The 16,189-nt window shown below is 72.7% G+C and carries 13 protein-coding genes and 3 tRNA genes; 10 read left to right on the top strand and 6 right to left on the bottom strand.

What is annotated here, in order from left to right:
- Positions 1–107: 107 nt before the first annotated feature.
- A complete protein-coding gene (locus tag ACF1GV_RS10875) occupies positions 108–575 on the top strand; it encodes a MarR family winged helix-turn-helix transcriptional regulator (protein WP_391678968.1) in 468 nt (155 codons plus the stop codon).
- Positions 576–652: 77 nt separating this feature from the next.
- Here the strand turns inward: ACF1GV_RS10875 and ACF1GV_RS10880 are convergent, their stop codons facing one another.
- Positions 653–1,729, bottom strand: a complete 1,077-nt coding sequence (locus ACF1GV_RS10880) for a DUF3048 domain-containing protein (protein WP_391678965.1) — start codon at positions 1,727–1,729, stop codon at positions 653–655.
- Between the two features lie 195 nt (positions 1,730–1,924).
- On the opposite strand from ACF1GV_RS10880, the gene ACF1GV_RS10885 reads away from it, so the two are divergent.
- A complete protein-coding gene (locus tag ACF1GV_RS10885) occupies positions 1,925–3,115 on the top strand; it encodes a zinc-dependent alcohol dehydrogenase (RefSeq protein ID WP_391678963.1) in 1,191 nt (396 codons plus the stop codon).
- 65 nt (positions 3,116–3,180) lie between these two features.
- Here the strand turns inward: ACF1GV_RS10885 and ACF1GV_RS10890 are convergent, their stop codons facing one another.
- Positions 3,181–4,245, bottom strand: coding sequence for an ATP-dependent DNA ligase (locus ACF1GV_RS10890; protein ID WP_391678961.1), 1,065 nt, complete (start codon positions 4,243–4,245; stop codon positions 3,181–3,183).
- A gap of 272 nt (positions 4,246–4,517) precedes the next feature.
- Between ACF1GV_RS10890 and ligD the strand changes: the two genes are divergently transcribed.
- On the top strand, positions 4,518–5,558 hold the full coding sequence (gene ligD, locus ACF1GV_RS10895) for a non-homologous end-joining DNA ligase (protein ID WP_391678959.1): 1,041 nt from the start codon (positions 4,518–4,520) through the stop codon (positions 5,556–5,558).
- A gap of 138 nt (positions 5,559–5,696) precedes the next feature.
- Here the strand turns inward: ligD and ACF1GV_RS10900 are convergent, their stop codons facing one another.
- On the bottom strand, positions 5,697–7,181 hold the full coding sequence (locus ACF1GV_RS10900) for an alpha/beta hydrolase (RefSeq protein ID WP_391678956.1): 1,485 nt from the start codon (positions 7,179–7,181) through the stop codon (positions 5,697–5,699).
- Positions 7,182–7,619: 438 nt separating this feature from the next.
- Here ACF1GV_RS10900 and ACF1GV_RS10905 point away from each other — a divergent pair, with 438 nt between their 5' ends.
- Entirely contained in the window at positions 7,620–8,663 is a 1,044-nt protein-coding gene (locus tag ACF1GV_RS10905; RefSeq protein ID WP_391678954.1) for a LacI family DNA-binding transcriptional regulator, read from the top strand.
- Between the two features lie 36 nt (positions 8,664–8,699).
- On the opposite strand, the gene ACF1GV_RS10910 is transcribed toward ACF1GV_RS10905, so the two are convergent.
- Positions 8,700–9,485 carry a VOC family protein gene (locus ACF1GV_RS10910; protein ID WP_391678951.1) on the bottom strand — a complete coding sequence of 262 codons (786 nt, stop codon included), beginning with the start codon at positions 9,483–9,485 and terminating at the stop codon, positions 8,700–8,702.
- Between the two features lie 198 nt (positions 9,486–9,683).
- Here ACF1GV_RS10910 and ACF1GV_RS10915 point away from each other — a divergent pair, with 198 nt between their 5' ends.
- From ACF1GV_RS10915 to ACF1GV_RS10935, 5 genes are all read left to right on the top strand, one after another.
- Positions 9,684–9,929 carry a WhiB family transcriptional regulator gene (locus ACF1GV_RS10915; protein WP_391678948.1) on the top strand — a complete coding sequence of 82 codons (246 nt, stop codon included), beginning with the start codon at positions 9,684–9,686 and terminating at the stop codon, positions 9,927–9,929.
- A gap of 97 nt (positions 9,930–10,026) precedes the next feature.
- Positions 10,027–10,097, top strand: a tRNA-Cys gene (locus ACF1GV_RS10920).
- A gap of 9 nt (positions 10,098–10,106) precedes the next feature.
- A tRNA-Ala gene (locus tag ACF1GV_RS10925) sits at positions 10,107–10,178 on the top strand.
- Positions 10,179–10,206: 28 nt separating this feature from the next.
- Entirely contained in the window at positions 10,207–11,544 is a 1,338-nt protein-coding gene (locus tag ACF1GV_RS10930) for an SDR family NAD(P)-dependent oxidoreductase (RefSeq protein WP_391678947.1), read from the top strand.
- On the top strand, positions 11,538–12,770 hold the full coding sequence (locus ACF1GV_RS10935) for a ribonuclease inhibitor (RefSeq protein ID WP_391678944.1): 1,233 nt from the start codon (positions 11,538–11,540) through the stop codon (positions 12,768–12,770). Before ACF1GV_RS10930 ends, ACF1GV_RS10935 begins: the two co-directional genes overlap by 7 nt.
- On the opposite strand, the gene ACF1GV_RS10940 is transcribed toward ACF1GV_RS10935, so the two are convergent.
- Both ACF1GV_RS10940 and ACF1GV_RS10945 read right to left on the bottom strand, forming a co-directional pair.
- Positions 12,767–14,599: an AAA family ATPase gene (locus tag ACF1GV_RS10940; RefSeq protein WP_391678942.1), complete on the bottom strand. Its 1,833-nt coding sequence runs from the start codon at positions 14,597–14,599 to the stop codon at positions 12,767–12,769. The genes ACF1GV_RS10935 and ACF1GV_RS10940 overlap by 4 nt on opposite strands.
- The gene (locus ACF1GV_RS10945) at positions 14,600–16,012 is read right to left on the bottom strand and encodes a hypothetical protein (RefSeq protein WP_391678940.1); all 1,413 of its coding nucleotides are present in this window, start codon (positions 16,010–16,012) and stop codon (positions 14,600–14,602) included.
- Positions 16,013–16,110: 98 nt separating this feature from the next.
- Between ACF1GV_RS10945 and ACF1GV_RS10950 the strand changes: the two genes are divergently transcribed.
- Positions 16,111–16,186, top strand: a tRNA-Trp gene (locus tag ACF1GV_RS10950).
- The last annotated feature ends 3 nt before the right edge of the window (positions 16,187–16,189 follow it).

The following is a 16,189-nucleotide window of genomic DNA, read 5'->3' on the forward strand; positions in this document are numbered from 1 at the left end:
CGGTTGAGCCGTCAAGACCTGGGCTTCGTGGGAGAGGCCGCTGAAGGCGGGAGGGGAGTGTGCAGGTATCGTTCAGTGCACCAACGAAAACGACCAGGGGAGCGCACATGGCCGCGGTGGACCTCTCGACGCACCCCGGGCACCTCGCCCGGCGGCTCCAGCAGGCCCACTACCTGCTCTGGAACACCATGGTCTCGGAGGAGATCACCTCACCGCAGTTCGCGGTGCTCAACGCGCTCGTCGGCGAGCCGGGGCTCGACCAGCGCACGGTGGGGGAGCGGGTGGGCCTCGACCGCTCCACGATCGCCGAGGTGATCAGCCGGCTCGGCCGCCGCGGTCTGATCGACAAGGTGCGCGACCCGCAGGACGGCCGTCGCTCCCTGCTCCGTCCGACCGACGAGGGCCTGCGCACCCACCGCAAGCTGACCGTCCGCACGGCGCGGATGAACCAGGTCTTCCTCGCGCCCCTGTCCGCCGAGGAGCAGACCCGGTTCCTGGACCTGATCCGCCGCGTCGCCGACGCGGCGGAGGGGCTGCGCAACCCCGCGGAGCCGGTCGCCGCCTCGCAGAGCTGACCGGCGAGGGGGGCAGGGCTGGCGGGCGAGGGAGTCGCCGTGCTGACCCGGCGAGGGAAGGCGCCGGGGCGTACCGGTCAGGCGGCCTTGGCGAGGACCACCCAGACCTGGCCCTGGGCGAAGGTCATCGGCTTCCCGTCGTTCGTCTCGAAGCGCGTGCCGTCCGTGGCCGTGGGGCGCTTCCAGGTGGCCCGGTAGGCCCGCCCGTCGCGCATCACCGTCGCCGCCCCCGCGCCGACCGTCTGCGTGTACGGCGTGGCGTGGCCGAGGAAGTCGTGGAATCGGGACGGGTGCACCTTGACGTACTGCACGACGACCGTCGCCGGTGCCACCGGTCCCGCGTCGGTCGTCACGGCGGGCGTGCCGTCCATGGCGACCAGGTAGCGGTGCCGGCCCGGGGACCAGGTGAAGGTGAAACTGGCGAGCGGGTAGCGCACGGTGCGCGACGCCGACGGGTGCCCGCCCTCGGGTGCCGCGCCGAAGCGGAAGCCGGTGGTCAGCGCCGTCGCGCCGGGCTCGCGGCTCAGCAGGGCGCGCGGGCGCAGGAAGAGGTTGTGCGGGGCGGGGCGGCCGGCGCCGCGTTCGAAGGCACCCCTGGTGTGGCCCGGGGTCTCCGCCCGCAGCGGGGCCCGGTCGATCAGCGGCAGCAGTTTGCTCTGGGCGCCGGAGAAGGCGAGGGTGGGCCGGTCGAACTGGCGCAGCAGCTCAAGGTCCGACTCGCGGGCGCTGCGCACCGGGCCCACCACGGACGGGACCGCGGTCGCGTACACCGCCATCAGCCGGCTCAGCCCGCCCTCGACCTGCTCGACATAGACGATGTCCGCGGCGTTGAGGCCGGTCTGCGGCCGGGCCGCCGACGAGTTGTCGATCTTCACCGCGATCACGGAACCCCGGGCGGTGTGCTGACCGCTCGGCGAGGGTCCCGAGATCTGGCCGCTGGGCGTGGGCCCCGTCCCCTGGCCGCTCGGCGTGGGTCTCGTTTCCTGCCCGGTCGGCGAGGGTGCCGTCGCCGTCCCGCGGCTGTGATCGCGCCCGTCGTCGACCTCTTCGCGCCCCGTCGTGCAGCCCGCGGCCGACGCGATCGTCAGCGTGACGGCCAGGAACGCCGTCGTCGTCACCGCGCGTCGTGCGCGCGCCCCACGTCCTCTGGCCACCGTCGCCACCCGCCCAGCTCGGTCATTGATCGTCCGCTTATCGGATCATCACTGGACATACCCGGTCGTCCTCCCTCGGTCGGGCCGGCTCGGCCGATCGGCTCAGCGAACCGCCCCCAACGGTTCGCCGGGGGCCGTCCGGGTACCCGGACGCAGTTCCCCGGATGCGCACACACGGCGGAGGGAGCCGGCGCGATGAAGGCAGTGACGTGGCAGGGCAAGCGGGACGTGCGGGTGGAGACGGTGCCCGATCCGACGATCCAGGAACCCACCGACGCCGTCATCCGCGTCACCTCCTCCGGGCTGTGCGGCTCCGACCTGCATCTGTACGAGGTGCTGACCGCGTTCATGACGCCCGGCGACATCCTCGGCCACGAACCGATCGGCATCGTCGAGGAGGTCGGCGCCGGAGTGCCGGACCTGATGGCCGGCGACCGGGTCGTGGTGCCGTTCCAGATCGCCTGCGGCGGCTGCTGGATGTGCCTGAACGGGCTGCCCACCCAGTGCGAGACCACCCAGGTCTCCGCCGAGGGCATGGGCGCCGCCCTCTTCGGCTACACCCGCCTGTACGGCTCGGTACCCGGCGCGCAGGCCGAGTATCTGCGCGTCCCGCAGGCCCAGTTCGGTCCCATCAAGATCCCCGAGGGGCCGCCCGACGACCGCTTCGTCTACCTCTCCGACGTGCTGCCCACGGCGTGGCAGGCCGTCGCCTACGCCGACATCCCGCAGGGCGGGAGCGTTGCCGTGCTCGGGCTCGGCCCGATCGGCGACATGGCCTGCCGTGTCGCCCAGGTGCGCGGCGCCGGGCGGGTGTTCGGGGTGGACCGGGTCCCGGAGCGGCTGCGCCGGGCGAAGGACCGCGGGGTGGAGACCTTCGACCTGAGCAGCTTCGACAGCGAGAAGGAGCTGGTCACCGCCATCCGCGACCAGACCGACGGGCGCGGACCCGACGCCGTGATCGACGCGGTGGGCACCGAGGCGCACGGCAGCGCGCTCGCCAAGCTGGCCCAGCAGGCCACCTCGTCGATGCCTCGCAAGCTGGTCGGCCCGCTCATGGAGCGCTTCAGCATCGACCGGCTCGCGGCCCTGCACACGGCCATCGAACTGGTCCGCCGCGGCGGCACGCTCTCCCTCGTCGGCGTCTACGGCGGCATGGCCGACCCGATGCCGATGCTGACCCTGTTCGACAAGCAGATCCAGATCCGCATGGGCCAGGCCAATGTGCGCCGCTGGAGCGACGAGATCCTGCCGTACCTCACCGACGAGGACCCCCTCGGCGTCGACGACTTCGCCACCCACCGGCTGCCGCTGGACGAGGCGCCGCACGCCTACGAGATGTTCCAGAAGAAGCAGGACGGCGCGGTGAAGATCCTGATGAAGCCGTGAGCGTGTGTGCGAGCTGCCGCGCGGGCGGTCGGTGAGGGTGTGCGCACCTCCACGCGCGCGGGCGGTCACTCGCCGAGGACCTCCGCGAGGTCGTAGCGCACCGGCTCCTGCAACTGCGCGTAAGTGCAGCTCTCCGGTGTCCGGTCCGGGCGCCAGCGGCGGAAGCGGGCGGTGTGCCGAAAGCGCGCCCCGTGCTCCATGTGGTCGTACGCCACCTCCACCACCCGTTCCGGCCGCAGCGGGACCCAGGACAGGTCCTTCTTGCCCGACCAGCGGCTCGGCGCCCCCGGCAGCCGCGCCGTCTCGTGGGCGGCGTCCTCGGACCAGGCCGCCCACGGATGGCCCGCGACGTCGTCCATGCGCAGCGGCTCCAGCTCCTCCACCAGTTCGGCGCGCTTCTTCATCGAGAACGCCGCCGACACGCCCACGTGCTGCAGCGCGCCCTTGTCGTCGTAGAGGCCGAGCAGCAGGGAGCCCACGACCGGCCCCGACTTGTGGAAGCGGTAACCGGCGACCACGACGTCCGCCGTCCGCTCGTGCTTGATCTTGAACATGGCGCGCTCGTCCTGGAGATACCGCAGAGAGAGCGGCTTGGCGATCACTCCGTCCAGGCCCGCCCCCTCGAACTCCTCGAACCACCGCTCGGCCACCTCGATGTCCGTCGTCGCCGGAGCCACGTGCACCGGGGGCGTCGCACCGGCCAGCGCCCCGGTCAGCAGCGCCCGCCGGTCGGTCAGCGGCACGCCGGTCACCGACTCGTCGTCCAGCGCCAGCACGTCGAATGCCACGAAGGAGGACGGGGTCCTCTCCGCCAGCATCCGCACCCGTGAGTCGGCGGGGTGGATGCGCTCGGTGAGCGCGTCGAAGTCCAGCCGGCCCTCCAGGGCGATCACGATCTCCCCGTCCAGCACGCACCGCTCGGGCACCCGCTCCTTCAGTGCCGCCACCAGCTCGGGGAAGTACCTGGTCAGCGGCTTGCCGGTCCGGCTGCCCAGCTCGACCTCGTCCCCGTCGCGGAACACGATCGCGCGGAACCCGTCCCACTTCGCCTCGTACTGCATACCGGGCGGGATCTTCGCGACGGACTTGGCGAGCATCGGCTTCACGGGCGGCATGACGGGCAGGTCCATGCACCGACTGTACGATTCGTCGCGAATGTCCGCCCGATGCATCCTGGGTGGCATGGCCGGCCGCGACGACTTCCTGAAGAGCTCGGGGGAGTGCGTGCCAGACCCCGCGACGCCGGGGTGATCCAAACGACAGGGCCTGGATCGACCGCCTCTTCGCCACCCTCGCCCGGTCCTTCTCCGACTGCACGTCGTGCACCTTCGGCCGGGTGCACCATCCGGCCAGGTGATTCATCCGGTATGCGAAGTTTGCGGGCTGCGCCTACCGTGGCCGCATGGGTGACGCGGTGGAACTCGAAGCGGGCGGCAGGACCGTACGGCTGTCCAACCCCGGCAAGGTCTTCTTCCCGGAGCGCGGCTTCACCAAGCTGGACCTCGCCCGCTACTACCAGGCCGTCGGCCCCGGCATCCTGCGCGCCCTGCGCAACCGGCCCACCACACTCGAGCGCTACCCGGACGGCGTGACCGGCGAGTGGTTCTACCAGAAACGCGCCCCCAAGAACATGCCGGACTGGATCCCCACCGCCCACATCACCTTCCCCAGCGGCCGCAGCGCCGACGAGATGTGCCCCACGGAGGAGGCCGCCGTGCTGTGGGCCGCCCAGTACGGCACGCTCACCTTCCACCCCTGGCCGGTACGCCGCGACGACGTCGACCGCCCCGACGAACTGCGCATCGACCTCGATCCGCAGCCCGGCACCGACTACGACGACGCCGCCCGCGCCGCCCACGAACTGCGCGCCGTCCTCGACGAGTTCGGCGGACTGCGCGGCTTCCCGAAGACCTCCGGCGGCCGCGGCCTGCACGTCTTCGTGCCCATCGAACCGCGCTGGACCTTCACCCAGGTGCGCCGCGCCGCGATCGCCGTGGGCCGGGAGATGGAGCGCCGGATGCCCGAGCAGGTCACCATCAAGTGGTGGAAGGAGGAGCGCGGCGAGCGCATCTTCATCGACTACAACCAGACCGCCCGCGACCGCACCATCGCCTCCGCCTACTCCGTACGGCCCCGCCCGCACGCCCCCGTCTCCGCACCCCTGCGCTGGGAGGAGGTCGGTGTCGCCCACCCGCGCGACTTCGACCTCGTGACGATGCCGGCCCGCTTCGCCGAACTCGGCGACGTCCACGCCGACATGGACGACCACCGCTACTCCCTCCAGGCGCTGCTCGACCTGGCGACGAAGGACGAACACGACCACGGCCTCGGCGACCTGCCCTACCCGCCCGAGTACCCGAAGATGCCCGGCGAGCCCAAGCGGGTCCAGCCGAGCCGCGCCCGTCGCCCACAACCGACGGACGAGACCGGCACACCGTCCTAGCGTCTGTGCGATGTGGTGGTCAGTCGGCTGCTTGCAACAGATCGCATCACCTTTCGCCGGCTTTCGGTGAGTTGCCTGCGCTTCACGATCGTCGTCCTACCGGATCCGCCTTCCAGGCGGATCCGGATCGGCAAGCTGTCAGGACGGCACGGCGGGGCAGATGGTGCCCCGTGGTGGGACTGCCAGATCGGTGAGGTAGCTGTCCACGGCGTCCTCCATGCATGGGCCGCTGGTGACGCTGCCGTGCCCCTGGCCGGCGTAGGTGAGGAGCACGCCGCTGCGGCCGAGCTGCCAGGCCACCGAGACCGCCCACGGATAGCCGGTGGCGGGGTCGTGCAGCGCGTTGGACAGCAGGATCGGCGGGGCGCCTTGTGCGTCCAGGCGGTGCTGCGGGTTGGCGGTCGATGCGCCCAGACACGCCGCTGCCATGTGGATCGGCAGCAGATAGGGCAGGTCTGGGGCGGTGATGTTCATCATGGCGACGAGTGAGGCGTACTCCTGGTAGTCGCGCACCGGCAGGTGCCAGTCCGAGCAGAACACCGGGGTGGCCGGATGCAGCGGCGCTGTCGAGGTGGGCGACGCGGGCAGCGGCTTGCTCGCGTCCATCCCCGCGATCGCCGTGGCCAGGCCCGCGAAGTCGGCCTGGTAGAACTTCCGGAACGCGATCTTGTTGACCAGATCCGAGGACGACAGCGAGGTGCCCGGCTTCGCCGGGTCCTCCAGCTCGCCGCGCCCGGACTGCGCCAACAAGCCCTGCCAGACGGCGCGGACGTCACGGCCGTGCAGCGCGCAGTCCGCGGCACCGTGGCACCACTTCACGAACTCCTGGAACGAATCCTCTGCCGTGGCCGCCGCGGACCGCAGGAAGTCACGGGTGGTCGGGACGCTGTGGTCCATGACGCTCTCCAGCACCATCGCGCGCACGCGGCGCGGGTAGGTCTCGGCGTACTGCGCGCCGAGCAGCGTGCCGTACGAGCTGCCGTGGAAGGTCAGTTTCCGCTCGCCGAGGGCGGCCCGGAGGGCGTCCAGGTCCCGGACTGTCTGGGCGGTGTCAAGGTGGTCGAACACGGGACCGGTACGGGCCCGGCAGTCGGCACGGAGCCGCCTGTTGTACGCCTTGGTGGCGTCGAAGTCCGCCTGGCTCTGCAGCTCCGGTGACGGCCGCTCGGCCAGCAGGTCGCCGGAGCAGGTCACCGGGTTGCTGCCGCCCACGCCGCGCGGGTCGAAGCTGACGATGTCGAACCTGCGGCGGGCCTCGGGGCTGAACCGGCTGATACGGCGCACCACCATCTCCACACCCGAGTCGCCCGGCCCACCTGGGCCGAACACCATCGAGCCGACGCGTGCGCCGGCGGCGGTGGCCTTGCGGCGGGCCACGGCCAGGCCGAGTCTCGGCCCGTCCGGGTGGGCCCAGTCGACCGGCACCGAAAGAGTGGCGCACTCGGCTCCCGGGTTTGCCGGGTCGTCACACGGTGCCCACCGCAGGGCCCCGGTGGGAGACGGCGACGCGTGGACCGCGGGAGCGGCGGCGAGGCCGGTGAGGACGGCCATGGCGGCCCCCACGGCCATGGCCGTGCCCCGCGCGGCGATGCGCCGCAGTGCGGATCTGCCTCTGAACGGCATGGATCCTCCTCGTGAAGAGAGCGGTTGCGTGAGGCGTGCGGACCCGGCCGGGGCACCGTCGTCACGGTAGGTGCACTGTCGCCCATGTGGTGACCCCGTCAGGGCTTTTCCGGTCGGGTCGGGGACCGCTCAGGGGCGATCGGGGCGCAGGGCGCACACGCTCAGGGCCGGGTCAGGGGAAGGGCTCCGTCGCAGTCCCGGTGGACCCGTCAGCCACGACGCCGACCTCTGCAACGAGGGAAGCAAGGAGGGAACACCGTCGAGGGGCTGATCAACGAGCTCAAGTCCCCCGGGACACACGTGCCGGCGGCCGGGCCGAGGCGGGCGCACCGCCCCGGCCTGCCTCGCCGAGCCGGACGGGGCAGGGCAGGCGCACCCTCCGCCGACGCAGGCCACCCGGGCTATCCTGGGCCGCACCCCGCCGCCGAGGAGCCCGACGTGACCCAGACAGTCCCGCGCCCCACGCTGGAGGCCGTCGCCGCCCGGGCCGGTGTGTCCCGGGCGACGGTGTCCCGGGTGGTCAACGGCGGGGACGGAGTCAGACCGCACCTCGTGGAGCGGGTCCGGCGCGTCGTCGACGAACTCGGCTACGTCCCCAACCAGGCCGCCCGCAGCCTGGTGACCCGGCGGCACGAGGCCGTCGCCGTCGTCATCGCCGAGCCCGAGACCCGCGTCTTCGCCGACCCCTTCTTCGCGCTGCAACTACGCGGCATCAGCCGGGAGCTGACCGCCCACGACAACCAGCTCGTCCTGCTTCTCACCGAGGGACGCGACGACCACGCGCGCGTCGCCCGGTACCTCGCCGGCGGCCATGTCGACGGGGCGCTCGTCTTCTCGCTGCACCTCGACGACCCGCTGCCCGGCCTGATCCACGACGCCGGCGTCCCCACGGTGTTCGGCGGCCGCCCGGGCTGGCGCGACGGCGACCGCAGCGCCTCCTACGTCGACAGCGACAACCGGGGCGGCGCCCGCGAGGCCGTCCGCCATCTCCTCGCCCTCGGCCGCGGCCGCGTCGCCCACATCACCGGCCCCCTGGACCAGACGTCGGCGGCGGACCGGCTCGACGGGTACCGGGACGCCCTGGGCGACCCCGACCCGTCCCTGATCGCCGAGGGAGACTTCACCGCGGCCGGCGGCGAGCGCGCCATGCGCACGCTGCTGCACCGCCGCCCCGACCTGGACGCCGTCTTCGCGGGCAACGACCTCAGCGCCGCCGGCGCGCTGCGCGTCCTGCGCGAGCACGGGCGGCGCGTCCCCGACGACGTCGCCGTCATCGGCTTCGACGACATGGTCACCGTCGCCGAGCAGACCGACCCACCGCTGACCACGGTCCGTCAGGACATCGAGGAGATGGGCCGGCTCATGGCCCGCCTGCTGCTGGGCGGCCTGGACGGCGACGGTGCCGCGGCGCAGCACGGCGCGCTGGGCGAGCCGCCCGGCGTGGTGCTGCCCACGACCCTGGTGCGCCGCGCGTCGGCGTAGGCAGGCCCGGCGTTCACGGGAGCGCGGCGCGGGCCGTCACTCCTGCCGCGGGGCGCTCTTGATCACTGCGAACCGGGCCCCGTACGGATCGGCGAGCCGGGCCATCCGGCCGACGCCCTCCACGTCCATGGCCGGCACCCGGACCGTGCCGCCCAGCTGCTCCGCCGTGGCGACGACCGTGTCCACGTCGGGCACCTCGAAGTACGGCAGCCAGTGCGCCTCCGTCTCCGCCGGGTCGTCCGCCAGGGCGACGATCCCGCCGAACATGGCGTCCTCGCCGCCCTCGGCCGGATTGACGCAGGTGTACGTGCCGCCGGGGAAGGGCACCGCCGAGGTCTCCAGGCCCAGCACCGAGTGGTAGAAGGCGGCCGCCGCGGCGATGTCCGCCGTGTACAGCTCGACCCAGGTCAGTGAACGGCTGTCACCGGCCACGTCGACGCCTTTCGTACGGCCCGGCTGCCAGATGCCGAACCGGGCCCCGGCCGGGTCGGCGAGGACGGCCATGGTGCCCTCGCCCATCACGTCCATGGGCCGGAACGGCACGCTGCCGTGCGCCTGCTCGGCGGCCTTCACGGTGTCCTCGGCGTTCCCGCTGCGGAAATACACCGTCCAGGCCGGCGGGCCCTGCTCCGGTGCGACCTGCATACCGCCGGCCACGGTCTTTCCGTCCAGCTGGAAGAAGCCGTAGCCGCCGGCGTCGGGGCCCGCCGACTGGAACCGCCAGCCGAAGAGGGCGCCGTAGAAGCGCGTGGCGCCCTCGATGTCGGCCGTGCCGACGTCGAGCCAGTTCGGAGCGCCGTTGACGAAACGGGTGGTGAGCATCGTCACCCTCCTTCGAAGGTCCCGTTGTCTGCTCTGCCGAGTCTTGCACCGGCCACTGACAATCGCCGCCGCAACACCGTCCCGCGCGCCGCCGTGCGCGCCACCGGTGGCGGGGGCATCATCGGGTGGCCGGAAGCCCGGGGAGGCGTTGATCCGGCGTTGATCGAACGTTTTGCGCCGCCCGGCACGCTCACGGCCATGTACATCGAGACGATCGACATGCCCGACCTCGCCTGGCAGGAGGAGGCGCTGTGCGCGCAGACCGGAGGCGACTTCTTCTTCCCCGAGCCCGGCAGCTCCGTCCGCGAGGCCAAGCAGATCTGCGCCCTGTGCCCGATCCGCTCCGCCTGCCTGGACCACGCCCTGGAGCACGACGAGCGCTTCGGCGTCTGGGGCGGCCTGTCCGAGAAGGAACGCCAGGCCCTGCGCCGCACCGCCCCGTGACCGGCCCGGCCGGTCACCACCCTGCACGCCCCCGTCGCGGGAATCGAAAACCGGTACGGCTCGCGGGGGGCCGTACCGCTAAGATCCTCGGGCGCGCCCGGATGTAGCGCAGAGGCAGTCGCACGCCATGCACCGGCGTACACGCCGGTTCGAATCCGGTCGTCCGGACGCGTGCGAGGTCCCGTAGAGCAGAGGCAGACTCGCCGCCTTTGCAAGGCGGATACGCCGGTTCGAATCCGGTCGGGACCACTGCCGGGCACGGACACGGGGCGGGGACATGAACGAGGCGGCCGAGACGGTCACCCAGGCGGAGCTGGCGGCCTTCCACCAGGTGGTGGGCAAGCTGCGCGCCCTGCCCGTCGACGATCCCGTCCGGCTGCGGGCCGAGCAGGTCGCCGCCTCCTTCGCCCGCGACGGCCGGCTGCGGCGCCGCAAGGCACGCGGCGAGGAGAAGTCGGCCGCCGACGCCGCCGTCATGGCCGCCACCGCCACCGGCGCCACGGACCGCCGCGAGGACGCGCCCCTGGTCGCGCCCGGCACCGGCGGGGTCTTCCGCACACCACGCCACTGCTATGTCTGCAAGTCGGCATATCGGCAGGTCGACTCCTTCTACCACCGGCTGTGCCCGCACTGCGCGGCCGACCACACCCGGCGCCGCGCCCTGAGCACCGACCTCACCGGCCGCCGGGCGCTGATCACCGGCGGCCGTGTCAAGATCGGCTTCCAGCTTGCGCTGATGATGCTCCGAGACGGCGCCCATGTGCTGGTCACCTCCCGCTTCCCGCACGACACCGTGCGCCGCTTCCGGGGCGCGCCGGGCAGCGAGACCTGGTGGCAGCGGTTCACCGTCCTCGCCGTCGACCTGCGCGATCCGCGCCAGGTGCTGGGCCTGTGTGAGGAACTGCGGCAGGACGGCGAGCCGCTGGACGTCCTCGTCAACAACGCCGCCCAGACCGTCCGCCGGCCCCCCGAGTCGTACGCGCTGCTGGCCGGCGCGGAGTACGACGCCCTGCCCGAGGGCGCCCGCCCGGCGCCGGGGTTCACCCCGATGCGCATGCTCGGCGGGTCCGTCTCCGCGCTGCCCGCCGCCCTGCGGGAGGCCGACGAGGCCGGACTGCTGCCCGACCCGTCACCAGAGAACTCCTGGTCGGCGCGGCTCGGCGGGCTCGATCCGGCGGAGGTGCTGGAGACCCAGCTCGTCAACGCGCTCGCACCCGCGCTGCTCTGCGACCGCCTGCTGCCCCTGCTGCTCGCCTCGTCGCACCCCCGCCGCTACATCGTCAACGTCACCGCCGTCGAGGGCCGGTTCGCCGTCCGCAACAAGACCGCCGGCCACCCGCACACCAACATGGCCAAGGCCGCGCTGAACATGCTCACCCGCACCAGCGCCGCCGAACTCGCCGACCGAGGCGTGCACATGTGCGCCGTCGACACCGGCTGGATCACCGACGAGAACCCGGCCCCCAAGAAGGCCCGCATGGCCGGCGCCGGCTTCCGCACCCCGCTGGACATCGTGGACGGCGCGGCCCGTGTCTACGACCCGATCGTGCGCGGCGAGGCCGGCGACCCGGTGTCGGGCGTGTTCCTCAAGGACTACCAGGAGGCGGCGTGGTGACCGGGTCCCCCGACGAACACGGCGGTTTCGCCGGCGTGCCGCCCGTGGCGCCGCGCCCGCTCGCCGACCTCGCCCCGCTGCTGGACTGGCTGCGCGCCGGTCGCCCGGCGGGGGAGCGGCTGGACTTCGCGGCCGGCACCGCCCTGCCCGACGGCCGGCTCGACCTGTGCAAGCAGGCACTGGGCGCCCGCGGCGCCGCCCTGATCGCCGAAGCACAGGGCGACGGGCCCTCCCCGGTACGCCACCTGCTGCTCGGCACGGACGCCCTCGGCGACGACGGCGCCGCCGCCGTGGCCGAGAAGAGCAGGGACGTCGAAACGCTCTACCTCGGCTGCAACGGCATCACCGCGGGCGGCGCCTGCCGGATCGCCGACAACCTGCGCGCCTCGCCGCAGGTCGTCACCGGCGTCTGGCTGAAACGCAACCCGCTGGGCAGCGGCGGCGGCCGCGCGGCCGCCGAACTCCTAGAGGCTGCCCGCAAGTTGCGCACCCTCGATCTCGTCCAGACCGGCCTCGATGCGGCCGGCGCGACCGTGCTCGCGGACGCGCTGCTCGCAGCCGCCGACCACGGGCGGCGCATCGAGCGGCTGTTCGTCGGCGGCAACCCCCTCGGCCAGGCCGGCGCCGAACCCCTCGCCGCGCTGATCACCGCCGGAGCACTGGACGAACTGTACGTGTCAGCCGCCGGGTTGGGGGATACGGGCGCGCTGCGGCTCGCCGACGCGCTGGAGCGGGCACCGCACGCGCGTCTCACCCGGCTCTCCGTCGCCAGCAACGGTATCGGGCCTCATGCGGCCGCCCGGCTGGTCACGGCGGCCGTCGGGGCCGGAGTCACCCTCCTCGACCTCGGCCGGGTGCGCGCGGCGGCCGTCCTCGGCGCGGTGGACAACCGGCTCGACCTGACCGCCACCGAGACGATCGCCGAGGCCCTGGCGGGCGCCGAGCACCGCCTCAGCCGTCTCGTCCTGACCCACACCGGTCTGCGCAGCCGTGAGGCCCACCGCCTCCTCGACACCGCACCCCGGGCGGTCACGGCCACCCGCTTCGTCCTCGGCCGCGGCATCGCCGCGAGCGTCAAACGCCGCCTGGACGCCCTGAGCGCGCACGTCCCGCCCCTGCCGGTCCCGGCCGACGTCGCCGCCGTCCGCAGCGTCCACCGCGCCGCGTCGCAGGACGGCGACCCCGACGCCCAGGCCAGCGCCCCGCCCGCGGGACGATGGGCCTAGCCTTTGCGCATCGCCATGAACACCTCCGTCCAGAACCGCTGCTGCTTCTGCGACGTCCCCACCAGATACGTCGCCCGCAGCTTCGCCGGGAGCAGTGCCACCAGGCGGGCCACCGCCGCACGGTGCCTCTTCAGCTGGGACAGCTCCGCATTGGCCAGGATCTGGTGGACCACGTCACTGTCGTCGTCCCCCTCCGCCGACTGCTCGGCGGCACGGCGCAGCCGGGCCTCCCAGGCGTCCACGTCACGGGCCAGCTCCCGCAGCCCGGTCACCGGCCGGCCCCGGAACCGGTCGATCAGCCCGGTGAGCGGCACGGGCGCGTACTCGCCGTCCCCGAGGTAGACCGTCGCCATCTCCAGCGGCAGCCCCCGCCGGTGCAGCTTGATCAGCCGCTCCAGCGTGCGCTTGGTGATCCAGGCGCGGCCGTCGTCGTCGATGTCGTGCTTCCACCACTCCAGCACCGTCTCGGCGTCCGCGCCGTACCGGTCGATGAGCCACTCGTTCGCCGGGATGTCCTCGGGCTCCACCTCCAGCGACACGGTGAACCGGCTCGCCTGGGCGATGTTGTTCCGGGACACGAGCAGCTTGCGGCCCAGGTGGTACGGCGGGTTCTGCACGGCTATCTGCGCCCGCAGGTGCTCGATCCGCCGCCCGGCCAGCGACCACTCCTGTGTGATCTCCATCAGCTTGGCGAACGCGGCCCGGTCCTTGGGCCGGTTGTACTCGTCCCACACGATCGCCTTGGGCTCCGGCCCGGTGAACGGCGCGGCGAGCAGATTGTCCAGCGTGCCGTCCGGCGACGGCACCGGCGCGCACAGATCCTCGACGTTCGTCACCGGCAGGGAGAAGTACAGCGGCTCCCGGCCCAGCCCCTCACGCAACGTCTCGCGCACCACCTCCGTCTTGCCGCAGCCGGGCGGGCCCTGCAGCAGCACCGTCCAGCGGTTGCGCAGCGCGGCGCGCACCACCTGCCGGACCGGGTCGGGAATCCGGGCCGGATCGGGCACGCCGAGCGCCCCGGCGAGGCGGTCCAGGATCTCCGCCGTGCGGTCAGGTCCGGGCCGGCCGTCCGGGCCGGGCTCGGCCAGCCGCAGGCGCGCACCGTCCAGCAGTGGCAGGCCCCAGCGCAGCGGGAAGCCCTCGCGGGCGTTGGCCAGGACGTTGTCCAGTGTGCGCGGCGACAACAGCTCGCGCAGGGTGGGGGAGAGCGACGCCCACAGCGAGAACACCGGGCGCAGGTCCCACGGCCGGTACTTTGCCGCCAGATGCCGCTGCCAGGAGGTGTCGTTCGCCGTGATCCGCATCGTCACCATGCGGTCCAGCAGCGCCAGGTCACCGCGCCTGGCCGAGGTCTCCGCGAGGGACTCGTTGTCGGTGAGGAACACGCCGACACAGCCCAGGGCCCGCAGATCGTGCTCGCCCAGCGTCCAGTTGCAGGCGATCTGCATCAGCTGCGACTGGATGGTGTCGCCCGCCTGCAGCGAGTCGTCGATCAGCAGCACGAACGGCCGGTCCGGCTTGAGCTGGCTCATCACCAGCTGCCGCAGCACCAGTTCACCGGTGCGAGGATCACGCACGGGCGCGTTGACGAGCAGGTCGTCCGGCGTCAGATTGGCCGCCGGCACATAGACCAGCGCCGTGTCCGAGTGGGCCCGGGTGAGGTGTGAGAAGAACGTCGCCGTCTTGCCGATGCCGTGCTCGCCGAAGATCTGCCCGGTCTGCCCCAGCTCGATCATCGCGTCGATGAACGCCTCCAGACGCGAGGGCTCCTCGATGCGCCCGCCGCCGGGCGCCGTGACCTGCGTCTGCCGCCCCGTGTGCACTGTCATCTACCGCGTTCCCGTCGTGACGCGATGGCAGGCCATCGCAGGCGTGTGCGTCTCGGGCCACTCACGGCCGCCCTCGGTGATCAGCCAGATCCATTTGTCCGGCTCGGCGGGCGTGATCGGCGGCGCGTAGCCGTCGGTGAGGACGACGACCGCGTCCGGCGAGACGTCGAACCGGCGGCCGTTCACCTCCGTGCGCCCCTCCACATAGTCGGCGACCGCCTGGAAGCTGGTACCCCCACCGCCGTACACCCGCTCGCCCGGCCTGAACGGCATCACCACCGCGTCAAAGGACAGCCAGTGCGCCTCCACCCCGTCGATCCGGCCCACCAGTTCCGTCAGCCACCGGATCACTTGGTCCGGCATGGAGCCGGACGTGTCGTAGGCGATGACGAGGACCTTCTCACGGACCGGGCCGCGCCGGGCCAGCATCGGCTCCTGCCCGAGCGCCGCCAGCAGGGCGCCCCGCTTCTTCGGGTACACCAGCCGCTCGCCCTCCCTGAGCTTGGAGCCCAGCACGTCGGCCAGCCAGCGCTGCCACCAGTGCACCGTCCGCGTGCGCATGGTCTCACCGCGCAGCGCCCCCGCGCCGAGCGTCCCCCAGATCTTCGCGGCCCGCACCGAGCCGTCCGAGGTGCGGCTCATCAGGTCCAGCAGCTCCCGCTCCGCGCCCGTGTGCCCCCGGCGCGCCGCCAGCAGGGAGTTGAGCAGGGCGGAGGAGGTCACCTCGTCGACGGTCGCCTGGTCGGCCGGGACGAGACCGGCCACCAGATGCGGACACACCGGCTGCGGAACCGGCGGCCGGTGCATGCGCTTCAGCTCGCCGTACACCCGCATGTCCGTCTCGGTGAACTCCTCGTAGGACACCGGCTCCCGGCTGTGCTCGCCGAGGTCGGCGACGTAGGCGTCGTGGACCCGCCGTGGGTCGACGCCCGTCGGCCGGCCGTCGAGCAGGGGCAGCTCCGTGCGGTCGAGACGGATCAGCGCCACATGGTTGATGGCGACCTCGGCGGCCAGCGTGAACACCGGGTCCTCGCGCAGCTCCGGATCGGCGAGCAGATGCCGGTGCACCAGGTGGCGCGCCTCGTGGAACAGCACGAACTTCACGCCGTCCAGGCCGAGTCCGGCGAAGAACTCCGGGTTGTACAGCAGCAGACAGGTGCCGTCGCCGGAGGCGACCACCGCCGCCGTGTCCACCGCCGTCGTCGCGATCTGGTGCGGGCACTTCGCGTACAGCCACGACGCCACCGCCGACTGCGTCAGGCCGAAGTCCAGCAGCGCGGCCTCCTTCAGCCGCTGGGCCTCCTCGATCACGAGCGGATCCGCCGGACGGTACCGCTCGAGTGCCCGGCGGTCGGCCAGGTCGACCACCACGGCACGCCCCGGTGCCCGCTCTCCGTATGCCTCGTAACCCATGGCGCCCCCCGTGCCGTGCTGTTCCCGCGTCGTCGCACTGCCTCATTGGTAGCAGGCACCACTGACAGCGGGCCAAGGCATTACGCTGCGCTCTCAAGGCGGGGCCGTAGCGCAGAGGCAGGCGCGCTGGTCTCCAAAACCGGAACACGCTGGTTCGAATCCAGCCGCCCCGCCCCC

It is taken from the genome of Streptomyces sp. NPDC014006 (assembly GCF_043088925.1).
In the GTDB taxonomy this organism is placed as follows: domain Bacteria; phylum Actinomycetota; class Actinomycetes; order Streptomycetales; family Streptomycetaceae; genus Streptomyces.

Coding starts and splice junctions, on each gene's coding strand:
- ACF1GV_RS10875 (WP_391678968.1), top strand. CDS start 108: ATGGCCGCGGTGGACCTCTCGACGCACCCCGGGCACCTCGCCCGGCGG.
- ACF1GV_RS10885 (WP_391678963.1), top strand. CDS start 1,925: ATGAAGGCAGTGACGTGGCAGGGCAAGCGGGACGTGCGGGTGGAGACG.
- ACF1GV_RS10890 (WP_391678961.1), bottom strand. CDS start 4,245: ATGGACCTGCCCGTCATGCCGCCCGTGAAGCCGATGCTCGCCAAGTCC.
- ligD (WP_391678959.1), top strand. CDS start 4,518: ATGGGTGACGCGGTGGAACTCGAAGCGGGCGGCAGGACCGTACGGCTG.
- ACF1GV_RS10900 (WP_391678956.1), bottom strand. CDS start 7,181: ATGCCGTTCAGAGGCAGATCCGCACTGCGGCGCATCGCCGCGCGGGGC.
- ACF1GV_RS10910 (WP_391678951.1), bottom strand. CDS start 9,485: ATGCTCACCACCCGTTTCGTCAACGGCGCTCCGAACTGGCTCGACGTC.
- ACF1GV_RS10915 (WP_391678948.1), top strand. CDS start 9,684: ATGTACATCGAGACGATCGACATGCCCGACCTCGCCTGGCAGGAGGAG.
- ACF1GV_RS10930 (WP_391678947.1), top strand. CDS start 10,207: ATGAACGAGGCGGCCGAGACGGTCACCCAGGCGGAGCTGGCGGCCTTC.
- ACF1GV_RS10940 (WP_391678942.1), bottom strand. CDS start 14,599: ATGACAGTGCACACGGGGCGGCAGACGCAGGTCACGGCGCCCGGCGGC.
- ACF1GV_RS10945 (WP_391678940.1), bottom strand. CDS start 16,012: ATGGGTTACGAGGCATACGGAGAGCGGGCACCGGGGCGTGCCGTGGTG.